At 74.4% G+C, this 12540-nt stretch carries 11 protein-coding genes; 4 read left to right on the top strand and 7 right to left on the bottom strand.

Annotation, left to right across the window (positions count from 1 at the left end):
• Positions 1-178: 178 nt before the first annotated feature.
• Positions 179-1132 (top strand): PAC2 family protein, encoded by a 954-nt coding sequence (locus BU198_RS24775; protein WP_188299074.1) that lies wholly within the window; start codon positions 179-181, stop codon positions 1130-1132.
• 87 nt (positions 1133-1219) lie between these two features.
• Here the strand turns inward: BU198_RS24775 and mshC are convergent, their stop codons facing one another.
• From mshC to BU198_RS24745, 6 genes are all read right to left on the bottom strand, one after another.
• On the bottom strand, positions 1220-2449 hold the full coding sequence (mshC, locus tag BU198_RS24770) for a cysteine--1-D-myo-inosityl 2-amino-2-deoxy-alpha-D-glucopyranoside ligase (RefSeq protein WP_188299073.1): 1230 nt from the start codon (positions 2447-2449) through the stop codon (positions 1220-1222).
• Positions 2450-2644: 195 nt separating this feature from the next.
• Entirely contained in the window at positions 2645-3490 is an 846-nt protein-coding gene (locus tag BU198_RS24765) for a carbohydrate-binding protein (protein ID WP_188299072.1), read from the bottom strand.
• Positions 3491-3613: 123 nt separating this feature from the next.
• On the bottom strand, positions 3614-4543 hold the full coding sequence (locus tag BU198_RS24760) for a helix-turn-helix transcriptional regulator (RefSeq protein WP_188299071.1): 930 nt from the start codon (positions 4541-4543) through the stop codon (positions 3614-3616).
• Positions 4544-4662: 119 nt separating this feature from the next.
• Positions 4663-5460 (bottom strand): SCO1664 family protein, encoded by a 798-nt coding sequence (locus BU198_RS24755; protein ID WP_223244894.1) that lies wholly within the window; start codon positions 5458-5460, stop codon positions 4663-4665.
• A 44-nt stretch (positions 5461-5504) separates the two neighbouring features.
• Positions 5505-6074, bottom strand: coding sequence for a DUF3090 domain-containing protein (locus tag BU198_RS24750; protein WP_188299069.1), 570 nt, complete (start codon positions 6072-6074; stop codon positions 5505-5507).
• A gap of 197 nt (positions 6075-6271) precedes the next feature.
• Positions 6272-6964 carry an MSMEG_4193 family putative phosphomutase gene (locus tag BU198_RS24745; protein WP_188299068.1) on the bottom strand — a complete coding sequence of 231 codons (693 nt, stop codon included), beginning with the start codon at positions 6962-6964 and terminating at the stop codon, positions 6272-6274.
• A gap of 161 nt (positions 6965-7125) precedes the next feature.
• On the opposite strand from BU198_RS24745, the gene BU198_RS24740 reads away from it, so the two are divergent.
• Positions 7126-8106: a magnesium and cobalt transport protein CorA gene (locus tag BU198_RS24740; protein ID WP_188299067.1), complete on the top strand. Its 981-nt coding sequence runs from the start codon at positions 7126-7128 to the stop codon at positions 8104-8106.
• A 30-nt stretch (positions 8107-8136) separates the two neighbouring features.
• Here BU198_RS24740 and BU198_RS24735 read toward each other — a convergent pair whose 3' ends face one another.
• Positions 8137-9183, bottom strand: coding sequence for an LLM class F420-dependent oxidoreductase (locus tag BU198_RS24735; RefSeq protein WP_188299066.1), 1047 nt, complete (start codon positions 9181-9183; stop codon positions 8137-8139).
• 250 nt (positions 9184-9433) lie between these two features.
• On the opposite strand from BU198_RS24735, the gene BU198_RS24730 reads away from it, so the two are divergent.
• Both BU198_RS24730 and BU198_RS24725 read left to right on the top strand, forming a co-directional pair.
• The gene (locus tag BU198_RS24730; protein WP_188299065.1) at positions 9434-10414 is read left to right on the top strand and encodes an aldo/keto reductase; all 981 of its coding nucleotides are present in this window, start codon (positions 9434-9436) and stop codon (positions 10412-10414) included.
• 58 nt (positions 10415-10472) lie between these two features.
• On the top strand, positions 10473-12540 hold a 2068-nt coding region (locus BU198_RS24725; protein ID WP_188299064.1), incomplete at its 3' end, for a helix-hairpin-helix domain-containing protein.

Genomic DNA, 12540 nt, shown 5'->3' with positions numbered 1-12540 from the left:
CTGTCCCGGTGCCCGGCCGCGGTGCGCATCAAAGCCCGTAGGCTGGGCAGGTAGGGACCATGGAGCGAGGCGTTCCATGGGAGACGAGAGGTTCGACAGTCGGCAGCCGGCCCGTCGGCGCCCCGGCAGGCCAGCCGGGGCGGCGCAGGTCCGACCGCCGACCGGAGGGAGACGCTGGGTGATCGAGCTGGAAGATGTTCCCGAGTTGATCGACCCGGTGATGGTCTGCGCGTTCGAGGGCTGGAACGACGCGGGCGACGCCGCCTCCGCGGCTCTGGCACATCTGGACGAGACCTGGAGCGGCAAGGTGTTCGCCGCCCTGGACGCGGAGGACTACTACGACTTCCAGGTCAACCGGCCCACGATCTGGCTGGACGGCGGCGTCCGCCGGATCACCTGGCCCACCACCCGGCTCTCGGTGGTCCGGGTCACGGAGCCGACGACCAGGGACATCGTGCTGGTCCGCGGCATCGAGCCGAGCATGCGCTGGCGCTCGTTCTGCAACGAGCTGCTGGGCTTCGCGCACGAGCTGGGCGTCGAGCTGGTGGTGATCCTGGGCGCGCTGCTCGGGGACACCCCGCACAGCCGCCCGGTGCCGGTCAGCGGGGTCACCTCCGATCCCGAGCTGGCCCGCCGGCTGGACCTGGAGGAGAGCCGCTACGAGGGGCCCACCGGCATCGTCGGGGTGCTCCAGGAGGCCTGCACCCACGCCGGGGTGCCGGCCGTGACGCTCTGGGCGGCCGTGCCGCACTACGTCTCCCAGCCGCCGAACCCCAAGGCCACGCTGGCCCTGGTCAACAAGCTGGAGGACCTGCTCGACCTGCGCATCCCGCCGGGCGAGCTGGGCGAGGACGCCAGGGCCTGGCAGCTCGGCGTGGACCAGCTGGCCGCCGAGGACAGCGAGGTCGCCGAGTACGTCCAGCAGCTGGAGGAGGCGCAGGACACCGCGGAGCTGCCGGAGGCCTCCGGGGACGCCATCGCCCGCGAGTTCGAGCGCTACCTGCGCCGCCGGGAGAACGTCGGGCCGACCGGCGAGAAGCCGGTGGCCGGGCACGCCACCGCGGAGCGGCCGGCCGATCCGGAGACGCCGGGCACCGCCAGGGAGAGCCAGGACGGCGCCGAGGACGAGTAGCCCCCGCCCACGGGCGCCGGAACCGCCGAAGGGGCGTCAGGACCAGGTGTCCTGACGCCCCTTCGGCGTGTGGTGCGGGGCCCTGGCCTACAGCGCGACGCCGAGCAGGGCGTCCACGGTGCGGGTCACCAGACCGGGCGCGCCGATGTCGGTGCCGCCCTCGGCCTCCTGCCGGGCCGCCCAGCGGTCGACCGCGGCCAGCGCGGCGGGCGCGTCCAGGTCGTTCGCGAGCGCCGCCCTGACCTCGGTGAGCAGCTGCTCACCGGCCGGGCCGTCCGGCCGGGAGACCGCGGCGCGCCAGCGGGCGAGGCGCTCGACGGCATCGTCCAGGGTGCTCTTGGTCCACTCCCAGTCCGCGCGGTAGTGGTGCGCGAGCAGCGCCAGGCGGATCGCCGCCGGGTCGACGCCCTCGCGGCGCAGCGCCGAGACGAAGACCAGGTTGCCGCGGGACTTGGACATCTTGTGGCCGTCCAGGCCGACCATGCCGGCGTGCACGTACGCCTTGGCGTACGGGTGGGTGCCGGTGGCGACCTGGGCGTGCGCGGCGCCCATCTCGTGGTGCGGGAAGGAGAGGTCGCTGCCGCCGCCCTGGATGTCGAAGGACATCCCGAGGTACTGGAGGGCGATGGCGACGCACTCGATGTGCCAGCCGGGCCGGCCGTGGCCGAGCTCGGTGTCCCAGGCGGGCTCGCCCGGGCGGGCGGCCAGCCAGAGCAGGGCGTCCAGCGGGTTGCGCTTGCCCGGGCGGTCCGGGTCGCCGCCGCGCTCGGCGAAGACCGGGCGCATGGCCTCGGCGGTGAGGCCGGAGACCTCGCCGAAGTGCGGGTCGGCGTCGACCGAGAAGTAGATGTCGCCGTCCACCTGGTAGGCGGCGCCCGCGGCCAGGAGCTTCTGGACGATCGGGACGATCCACGGGATCGACTCGACGGCGCCGATGTAGTGGGCCGGCGGGAGCATCCGCAGCGCGGTCATGTCCTCGCGGAACAGGGCCGTCTCGCGCTCGGCGAGGGCGGTCCAGTCCTGACCGGTCTCGACCGCGCGGGCGAGCAGCGGGTCGTCGACGTCGGTCACGTTCTGGATGTACAGGACGTCGTGGCCGGCGTCCTTCCAGACGCGCTGCACCAGGTCGAACGCGTTGTAGGTGGCGGCGTGGCCCATGTGGGTCGCGTCGTAGGGGGTGATGCCGCAGACGTAGATCCGGGCGGTGCCGTCCTGCGGCACCACCTCGCGGACCGTTCCCGCTGCGGTGTCGTGGATACGGAGGGGGAGCCCCTGACCAGGCAGGGCGGGAACCTCGGAGGCGGGCCAGGCATGCATGGAAACAACTTTAACCTTGCGAACATTTGAAAGCCCAACCAGTGCGGAAGATCGACTGGATTCGCTTCCTGGCGTTGCCCGGCGGTTTCCCGACTGGTAATGAACGGAACCGCCCGGCTCCGGGCGCGGGTGAGCGCCCGGTCGGCCCTGCCGCCGACCGGGCGCCCGGCACCCCTGGGGATGCGGCCGGAGCCGCTACGACCGCTTCCAGAGGGCCGGCACGTTCGGCGGCTCCCAGCCGGCCATGGCGGTGTGGCCCTGGAGGCAGGTGTAGGAGACGCCGGAGTAGGTCACGCGGTCGCCCGCGTTGTACAGGGTGCCCGGGGTCCAGGTGCCGCCGGGCGGCGTGGTCGGACCACCCGTGTTGGTGGCGGTGGGCGTGGGCGTGGTGGGCGTCGGGCTCGGCGTGCCGGGCGTCTGCGCGACGTTCAGCACGAAGTCGAAGCTGCCTTCACGGGTGTTGCCGTTCTGCCGGACGTTCATCAGCAGCCGGGCGTCGTAGATGGTGTCCGTGCTGTTGCGCGGCTCACCCGGGAAGTACAGCTGGGTGGTGACGATCGGGCGGCCGGGGGCCTGGAGCTTGACGTGGATGTGCCGGGTGCGGCCCGGGTAGAGGCCGGGCACGATGGTGTCCAGCTTGTACGCGCCGTTGGCGTCGGTGAACTGGTGGCCGCGGAAGGTGTAGGTGACGTTGTCGTAGTCGCCGTTGTTGTCCGCCTGCCAGAAGTCCAGCAGCACGCCGGAGATGGGCCGGCAGGCGCGGCCGAAGACGAAGCCGCTGACGATCAGGTGGGTGCCGGGGCCGTCGTTGACCATCGAGCTGCGCAGCGGGGAGTTGGGCTTGAAGTACGGGCCCTCCGTCTGCTCGATGGTGGGGGCGTCCCCGTCGTGGCACTCGGGGGTGAGGCTGAGCGGTTCGCCGGTGCCGATCTGGTCCCGGGCCAGTGCGACTCCGCCGCCGACCAGCAGCGGGGCAGCCCCTAGCGCGGCGGCGGCCTTCAGGACGGACTTGCGGCTGATCATGCCGTCGGGCGTGGGCATGCGCCGTCTCCTTTTCGTGAGGCGGGGGTGGGGGCGGCCCTTGCCATGGTGGGGGCATGACAAGGGCCGGACCGGTCGCCCGTCCACGCGCGCCGGACCGGCCACCGGTGGCCAGCAGTAAAGTTACGGGCCGTCCGGCGCTACCGCGATGGACATGATCCGGGGATCGTGGTGATTTCCGTCGACCCGGGAGCGGAACTCCCCCGGCGTCATCCCGGTCTCCCGGCGGAAGAAGCGACAGAAGTACGCGGGGTCGACGAAGCCGGCCTCCTTGGACACCTGACGAATCGTCAGATCAGTGCAGGCGAGCAGCCGTTTGGCCTCCAGGGTCTGCTGACGGCGGATCAGTCCGCCCGGGGTCCGGCCGGTGGCCTGCTTCACCAGGGTCTGCAAGTGCCCCGGCGAGACGCCGAGTTCCTGCGCGGTGGAGGCCACCGAGTGCCGCACCCCGCCCGGCCGGGCGATCAACCGGGTGAAGGCGGCGGCCACTTCGGCCGGGCGGCTGGGCACCGCCGGGCGGTCGGCGGGTGCGCAGGCGCGCAGCGCCCGGACGATCAGGATGTGCAGGCTGGCCCGCAGCACACCCTGGTAGCCGGGCGCCCTGGTCCGGTACTCGTGTTCCATGTCGTCGAGCAACGCGCCGACCGCGTCGGCCTGTTCACCGAGCGCGAGGGCAGGACGGGTGGACAGGGCCCGCAGGGCGGCGAGGTCCTGGGGGTGACCGAGCAGGAAGTCCTCGTTGAACAGGACGACCCGGCCCGTCAGTTCCTCGGTATCCGCCCAGTAGTGCACCTGGCCGGGGTTGATCACGCACAACTGCGGTGGCGCCAAAGGCCGGTGGACGAGGTCCAGGACGTGGGCGCCGTGGCCGCCGGTGACGTGGACGATCTCGTAGAACGAGTGGCGGTGGGGGAAGCCGGCCCGCGAGAGCGGGCCGATCGCGTCGAAACTTCCGACGGCGAAGGGCAGCAGATGGGGCAGCGGGACCTGTAACCGGTGCAACGGCAGGTCCGGCGTGACTCGGGGGGTGGGGGTGGTCCGTCGCACATCCATCGGAGCAGTGTGCGACCTATTCCGGGGACAGGTCCAGACCATCTGCCGCCGATTTCGAGGACCGGTCGGGACCGCCCGCGCTCCGGGGGCGGCGTCCCGCCCCCGGCGGCGCCCCGGGGCTACACCGGGGGCCAGGGAATCGCGGGCCAGTCCTCGGGGGGCAGCGGGTGCCGGCCGGACCCGCGCAGCCCGGCCACCCTGGCCCGGGTCGCGTCCAGTTCCGCCGCCGTCAGGTGCGGGGCGAGCCGCTCGGCCAGCTCGCCGTCCAGCTGCCCGGCCAGCCGGGCCAGCACCTCCAGCGCCTCGTCGGGCAGCGGATCGCCGGCCCAGCCCCAGAGCAGGGTGCGCAGCTTGTCCTCGGTGTTGAAGGTGACGCCGTGGTCGATCCCGTACACCCGGCCGTCGGCGGACGGGATCAGGTGGCCGCCCTTGCGGTCGGCGTTGTTGAGCACCGCGTCCAGGACGGCGAGCCTGCGCAGCCGCCGGTCGTCGTGGTGCACCAGCAGGGCCGTCCGCCCGCCCTCGACCTCGGCCCGGACGATCGGCAGCCAGCCCTCCTCGGGGCCGCGCGGGTCCTGGAGCGCGAGCAGCGGCTCGGCCCCCGGGTCCGGCTCCACCCACAGCTGCACCATGCCGGGCCCGTGCGGGCCCTCGCGCAGCACCGTGGGCGGGATCAGCCCCCAGCCGGTCGCGGCCGACAGCTCGTACGCGGCGACCTCCCGGCCGGCCAGCGTGCCGTCCGGGAAGTCCCACAGCGGGCGCTCGCCGGCCACCGGCTTGTAGACGGCCTGGGCGCTCAGCGAACCGTGCGCCACCGTGCAGTACAGCGCGGCGTTGGAGGCCTCGGTGAGGCGGCCGTGCGCGGTCAGCTCGCCCTGGCGCAGCAGCGCGAGGGCGGTGGGCACGTCGGCGGCCAGCGCGGCGGCCGCCGCCGGGTCGGCCTGCGGCGGGGTGTCGGTGTTCAGCGCCGGTAGCCGTTCGCGCGCGGGCACAGGTGGCCCTCCGGGTCGAGCGGCAGGTTGCAGAACGGGCAGGGCTTGCGGCCGGCCGCGACCAGGTCCAGCGCGCGCTTGGCGAAGACCCGGGCCATCGCGCCGGACAGCCGCACCCGCAGCATGTCCGGGCCGTTCTCGTCGTCGGTGAAGACCGCCTCGGCGGCCTCCTCCTCCTCTTCGTCCTCGATCAGCGCCTGCGCCTCGACCACCAGGCAGCCGTCCGCGCTGTCCCAGGCCAGCGCCATGGTGCCGACCCGGAACTCCTGCTCCAGCGGGAGGTCCAGCGGGGCCGTGTCGAGCAGGTCCTTCGGGGCGGCGGCCGGGATGACGGAGTCGCCGCCGCTGCGCCGCAGCGCCTCGTCCAGGACCTCCTCGATGCGCTCGGCGAGCGCCGCGACCTGGGTCTTCTCCAGCAGCACGCTGGTGATCCGGCCCCGGGCACTGGCCTGAAGGTAGAACGCCCGGGCGCCGGGCTGGCCGACGGTGCCGGCCACGAACCGTTCGGGCTGGTCGTAGAAGTAGACCTGACGGGGCACGCTCTCGCTCCGGATCGTGTCGGTCGGCGCGGTTCCGCCGGGGGCGGATCGCGACCGGATGGACTCATCAGTCACCCTACGACCTTCGGGCTCCGGCCGGGGAGCCGAGCCGACGGCCGCGGGCGGGGTGGCACCCGGGGAATCGGACGGTGCCGCCCAGGACGGCGCCTCCCCGGACGGCCCGTCGGCGGAACGGCTCAGGCGGTGCCGCCGACCACCGCGTCACCGGTCGGGGTGGCCGCGGCCGGTCCCGGCCGCGGCGCGAGCGGGGCGAGGTCGCCGGTGTCGCCCATCCTCAGCACGAACGGGCGCTGCGGGGTGTAGCGGATCGCGGTGACCGAGCAGGGCTCGACGCTGATCCGCTGGAAGTGGTCCAGGTGCAGCCCGAGCGCGTCGGCCACCACGGCCTTGATCACGTCCCCGTGCGAGCAGGCGATCCAGACCGCGTCCTCGCCGTGCTCGGCGGCGATCTTCCGGTTCCACTCGCGCACCGCGTCCACCGTGCGGTGGCTCAGCTCGCGCAGCGACTCCCCGCCGGGGAAGGCCGCCGCGGCGGCGTGGTCCTGCACGGTGCGCCAGAGCGGCTCCTTGGCCAGCTCGGCCAGCGGGCGACCGGTCCACTCGCCGTAGTGGCACTCCCCCAGCCGCTCGTCCTCGGCCGGCGGGCCCAGCTCGGGCCTGGCCGCCAGCAGCGGCTCCAGCGTCTGCCGGCAGCGCTCCAGCGGGCTGCTGACCGCCTGCACCAGCGGGACGCCGGCCAGCCGGCCGGCCAGGGCGGCGGCCTGGGCGCGCCCGGTGTCGTCGAGGTCCACGCCGGGGGTCCAACCGGCCAGGATCCCGGCGGTGTTCGCGGTGGAGCGGCCGTGACGGACGAGCAGCAGGGTCGGCATGGGGCCACCCTACGGCCTCGGGGCCCGGCCGTGGGCCCCGGTCTCCCGCCCGGTGCCGGGACCGGGCGGGGTCGGCCGGCGGGACCGGGCGGGGTGGGTCGGCGGAACCGGTAGGACCCGTATCCGTGCCCGCCGGCCCCTTCCGGGTGACAATGGCCCGCATGATCGTCCACTGCGCCGCCTACCACGACGGCCGCCGGATCGAGGCCCCCGAGGACCTGGCCGGCGCGCTCGCCGCCGCCCGCGCGGCCGGTCCCGACGGTTTCGTCTGGATAGGCCTGTTCGAGCCCACCACCGAGGAACTCGACCACGTCGGCACCGAGTTCGCGCTGCACCCGCTGGCCGTCGAGGACGCCGTCAGCGCCCACCAGCGCCCCAAGGTCGAGGCCTACCAGGGCTCGCTGTTCGTCGCCCTGAAGACCCTCGGCTACCACCCCGGCGGACACGTCGTCACGGTCGGCGAGGTGATGGTCTTCCTCGGCCCCGACTTCGTGATGACCGTCCGGCACGGCGAGGACAGCCCGCTCAGCGGCCTGCGGACCGCCCTGGAGCAGGAGCCCGAGCTGCTGCGCTACGGGCCCAGTTCGGTGCTGCACTCGGTCTGCGACACCATCGTGGACGGCTACATGGAGGTGGCCGCCGGGCTCCAGACCGACCTGGACGAACTGGAGGCGGACATCTTCTCCCCCGGCCGGGTCGGCCGGGACACCGCCGGGCGGATCTACGGCTACAAGCGCCAGGTGATGTCGGTGCGCCGGGCCACCGGCCCGCTGCTGGAGCCGATGCTGGCCCTGGAGCGCGGCGCCCGCTTCGTCCGCCCCGAGACCGCGCCCTACCTGCGGGACGTCGCCGACCACGTGGCCCGGGTGAGCGACCAGGTGGACGGCATGGACCGGCTGCTGTCCGACATCCTGAACGCCAACCTGGCGCAGGTCAGCGTGGAGCAGAACAACGACATGCGGAAGATCTCGGCCTGGGCGGCGCTGGCCGCCGTGCCGACGATGATCGCGGGCGTCTACGGGATGAACTTCGAGCACATGCCCGAACTGCACCAGATCTGGGGGTACCCGGCGGTGCTGGTGCTGATGGTGGTGGTCTGCCTGGTGCTGCACCGGGTGTTCAAGCGGCACGACTGGCTGTAGCGCCCGCCGTGCCGCCCGCCGGCCGTCCGGTCAGGCCAGCCCGGCGCGCTCCAGCGCCTCGACGCCGGTGCGCAGCGCGTGGATCCGCTCGTCCAGGGTGAACCCGGACGGGGCCAGGGTGAGCGTGCTGACGCCCGCGTCGGCGTAGGCCTGCATCCGGTCGGCGATCCGCGCGGTGTCGCCGATCAGCGAGGTGGCGTCGATCAGCTCGTGCGGGACGGCGGCCGCGGCGCCCGCGTAGTCCCTGGCCAGGTACTTCTCCTGGATCTCGTCGGCGGCCTGCTCGTAGCCCATCCGCCGGGTCAGCTGGTTGTAGAAGTTCTTCTCCTTGCTGCCCATGCCGCCGATGTAGAGCGCGGCGTACGAGCGCAGGGCGTCCACCCCGGCCTTGACGTCCTCGCCGACCGCGAGGTTGACGGTCGGGCAGAGGTCGAAGCCCTCCAGCGTCTTCCCGGCCCTGGCGCGGCCTGCCGTCAGCGGGTCGAGGGACATCGCGGCGTGCTCGGGCGAGAAGAAGATGCCGAGCCAGCCGTCGGCGATCTCACCGGTCAGCTCCAGGTTCTTCGGGCCGATCGCGGCGATGTACACCGGGATGTGCTCACGCACCGGGTGCACGGTGAGCTTGATCGGCTTGCCGGGGCCGCCGGGCAGCGGCAGCGTCCAGTGGGCGCCCTCGTGCACCAGGCGCTCGCGGGACATCGCCTTGCGGATGATCTCCACGTACTCGCGGGTGCGGGCGAGCGGCTTGTCGAACTTGACGCCGTACCAGCCCTCGGACACCTGCGGCCCGGAGACGCCGAGGCCGAGCCGGAACCGGCCGCCGGACAGGGTGTCCAGGGTCGCGGCGGTCATCGCGGTCATGGCCGGGGTGCGGGCCGGGATCTGGAAGATGGCCGAGCCCACGTCGATCCGCTCGGTCCTCGCGGCGACGAAGCTGAGCACGGTCGCGGCGTCCGAGCCGTACGCCTCCGCCGCCCAGCAGACCGAGTAGCCGAGCCGGTCCGCCTCCTGGGCCACGGCGACGTTGTCGGCGTCCATGCCGAGTCCCCAGTATCCGAGGTTGATCCCGAGTCGCATCTGCCGCACCTTCCAGTGGGTTGGGGTTGGTGGCGAGGGTAGCCGCGCCCGACCCGTCATGCTACTGACGGGTAGTGGTGGGCTGGGTCACATTCGCCCGGTTTCCGCCGCGCATGGTCGTCTGCGGGTCTTCACCCCTGTCCGGGCACCGGCCGCTACGCTCGGCCGGGGTGGGGAGCACTCTCTCCACCTGCGCGTTTACAGGGCTGCCGGGGCTGCCGGGGCCACCGGCCAGTGGAGGACCCGTCCGATGGAAAAGCGTCACCTCGGCCGCACCGGTCTCCAGGTCTCCCGGCTCGGCCTCGGCACCATGACCTGGGGCCGCGACAGCGACGAGCACGAGGCCGCCGCGCAGCTCAAGGAGTTCGTCGACGCCGGCGGCAACCTGGTCGACACCGCGGACGTGTACGCCGACGGCGGCGCCGAGTACCTGATCTCCCGGCTCACCGACAACCTGGTCCCCCGCTCCGAGCTCGTCATCGCCACCAAGGCCGGCAGCGTCCCCGAGTCCGCCCGCCGCTTCGACGGCTCGCGCGGCCACCTGCTCGCCGCCCTGGACGCCTCGCTGCACCGGCTCGGCACCGACTACGTCGACCTGTGGCAGCTGCACTCCTTCGACTCCGCGACGCCGGTCGAGGAGACGCTCAGCGCCCTCGACATCGCCGTCTCCTCCGGGCGCGCCCGCTACGTCGGGGTCTGCGACTTCAGCGGCTGGCAGCTCGCCCGGGCCGCCACCTGGCAGCACGCCCACCACGGGCGGGTGCCGCTGGCCGGTGCGCAGCTGGAGTACTCGCTGCTCCAGCGCGGCATCGAGCGCGAGGCCCTGCCCGCCGCGCTGGACACCGGGGTCGGGGTGCTGGCCGGCTCGCCGCTCGGGCGCGGGGTGCTCACCGGCAAGTACCGGCACGGCATCCCGCAGGACTCGCGCGGGGCCTCGCCGTACCTGACCGGGTTCGTCCAGCCGTACCTCGGGGACCGCTCGCGGCGGATCGTGGACGCCCTCGCCACCGCCGCCGACGGGCTCGCCAGCAGCCCGCTGGCCGTCGCGCTGGCCTGGGTCCGGGACCGGCCGGGGGTGGCGAGCGCGCTGGTCGGAGCGCGGACGGTGACCCAGCTCCAGGCGGCGCTGTCGGTGGAGGCGCTTACGCTTCCGGATGAGATCCGTGGTGCGCTGGACGACATCTCGTCGCCGGTGCACCGCTACCCGGACCAGGGCTGGACCGAGTTGTGACCCCGGCCCGGGTCGTCGAACAGAACGTGCAGTGGAGTGACCCTTGGAGCGGACGACGATGACTGACACCGGGAACGGCGCTCCGGAGGTGACCTCCGGGGCCCGGCTGACCCCGGAGGCGAAGGCCGCGGCGTTCGCGGAGCTGGCCCAGCGGATCCGCGGCATGCAGCCCGAGGACGCCGGGTCGAACGCCGCGCGGGCGGGTGCCGCCCGCGCGGAGGCCTCGATGGCGGAGCCCCCGGAGCCCTCGGCGGCCGAGGCTCCGGAGCCCGACGCGCCGCCGCCCGGGGCTTCGGAGCCGGCTGCCCCGGTTGCCCCACCCGCCCCGGCCGCTCCGGTCGCTCCCGCTGCTCCGGCACCGGTGGTCTCCGACGAGCAGCGCGATGAGGCGCTCCGCGCCACCGCCGAGGTGCTGACCGCCGGCGGCGCCCCGGCCGAGCTGGCGGCGGCCGCCGTGGCCGCGTTCGGCGAGGAGGCCCCCGCGCGGTTGCGCGAGGACCCGTGGGCGGTGCTGAGCCTGCCCGGCGTCCGGCCCGAGCACGCGGACGGCTTCGCCCGGGAACTGCTCGGCGCCGGCGCCGGCCCGGACGACCAGCGCCGCGCCCGGGCGCTGGTGCCGTGGCTGCTGGAGCAGGCGGCTCTGCGCGGGCACTCCGCCCTGGAGCTCTCCGAGGTGGCGGCCGGCCTGGAGCGGCTCCGGATGCCGGAACCGGCCGACGCGATCCGGGCCGCCGTCGAGGACGGGCGGGTGCTGTCCTTCCAGGAGGAACTGACCGGCCCCGAGGCGCAGGCGACGGGGGGCGACGAGGAGGACGAGGCACCGACCCAGACGCTGCTCGGGCTGGCGGGGCTGGCGATGGCGGAGGAGAGCCTCGCCGAGAAGCTGGTCCAGCTGATGGCCACCTTCGTCCCGGGCGGGGACACCGAGGGCGCGCCGGACACCGCGGACTCCGAGGACACCGACGGCTCCGAGGACACCGTGGGCGCCGAGGAGGCCGAGGAGGCCGGGGACCCCGCGGAGCGGTCCCCCGCCGCCCCCGGTCCGAGCGCCTGGGCGGCCGCCGCCGAGGCCGCCCCGTCCTCCTCCGCGACCGCCCTGATCCGCGCCGTCGCCGACAGCGCCCTGGTGCTCCACACCGGCGGCGAGGCGTCCCGCGCCGAACCGGCCACCCTGGTCGCCACCGCCCGGGGCCTCGGGCTACGGGCCTGGGCCGCCACCTGGACCGACCAGGGCCGGGACTCCCTCGCCGCGCTCGCCGGCGCCGCGAACGGCACCGAGACCCCCGTGGTCACCCTCGCCGAGCTGCTCTCCGGCGCCGCCGGCCCCGGCCGCGCCCCGGACGGCACCCTCGCCCTGGACCTGCTGGTCGTCCTGGACGCGCCGCTGCTGGACGTCGACCTGGCCGCCATCGTCCTGGAGTCGCTCGCCGACGGCACCCGGCTGGTGCTCAGCGGCGATCCCGGCCAGCTCTGGTCGGCCGGCCCCGGCCGGTTCTTCGCCGACCTGCTCGCCGCCAAGGTCTGCCCGGCGGTCGCCTCCCGCACCCCGGACTTCGGCCCGATCGGTGAACTGGTCTCCGGCATCGGCATCGGCGAGCTCCAGCCGGTCGAGGCGCCGGACAAGGAGGTGGTCATCCTGACCGCCAAGGACGGCGGCGAGGCCGTCCACCGCGCCGTCCAGCTGCTCACCGACTCCATCCCGCGCGCGCTCGGCATCCCGGTCGAGCAGGTGGTGCTGCTCACCCCTGGCCACGGCGGCCCGGCCGGTACCCGGGCGCTGAACGCCGCCGCCAAGGCCAGGCTCAACCCCGGCCCCGGCCGGTTCGGCGGCTTCGACCCGGGCGACCGGGTGGTCGACTCCCCCGCCCCCGGCACCACCCGCCCGGCGCGGGTGCTGGACGGCGACGCCACCGGACTGCACCTGGAGTACGCGGACGGCTCGCGCCGGACCGTCCCGCCCGCCGAGGCCGCCAGGCTGCGGCACGGCTGGGCGCTGACCGTCCACCAGGCGCTCGGCCGGCGCTGGCCGGGCGCGGTGGTGGTGCTCCCCGAGGACGCCGCCCCGGTGCTCACCCGGCAGTGGGTCTACACCGCCTTCGGCCGCGGCGAGCGGCACCTGTCCGTGG

This window comes from Streptomyces sp. CBMA156 (assembly GCF_014596515.1).
Lineage (GTDB): Bacteria > Actinomycetota > Actinomycetes > Streptomycetales > Streptomycetaceae > Kitasatospora.
The sequence above is the reverse complement of the archived record's forward strand: the minus strand, read 5'-3'. Positions and strand labels throughout refer to the sequence as shown.

What these genes read in the sequence shown, in the direction of transcription:
- mshC (WP_188299073.1), bottom strand. Translation starts at nt 2,449, where the DNA reads ATGCATGCCTGGCCCGCCTCCGAGGTTCCCGCCCTGCCTGGTCAGGGG.
- BU198_RS24765 (WP_188299072.1), bottom strand. Translation starts at nt 3,490, where the DNA reads ATGCCCACGCCCGACGGCATGATCAGCCGCAAGTCCGTCCTGAAGGCC.
- BU198_RS24760 (WP_188299071.1), bottom strand. Translation starts at nt 4,543, where the DNA reads ATGGATGTGCGACGGACCACCCCCACCCCCCGAGTCACGCCGGACCTG.
- BU198_RS24745 (WP_188299068.1), bottom strand. Translation starts at nt 6,964, where the DNA reads ATGCCGACCCTGCTGCTCGTCCGTCACGGCCGCTCCACCGCGAACACC.
- BU198_RS24740 (WP_188299067.1), top strand. Translation starts at nt 7,126, where the DNA reads ATGATCGTCCACTGCGCCGCCTACCACGACGGCCGCCGGATCGAGGCC.
- BU198_RS24735 (WP_188299066.1), bottom strand. Translation starts at nt 9,183, where the DNA reads ATGCGACTCGGGATCAACCTCGGATACTGGGGACTCGGCATGGACGCC.
- BU198_RS24730 (WP_188299065.1), top strand. Translation starts at nt 9,434, where the DNA reads ATGGAAAAGCGTCACCTCGGCCGCACCGGTCTCCAGGTCTCCCGGCTC.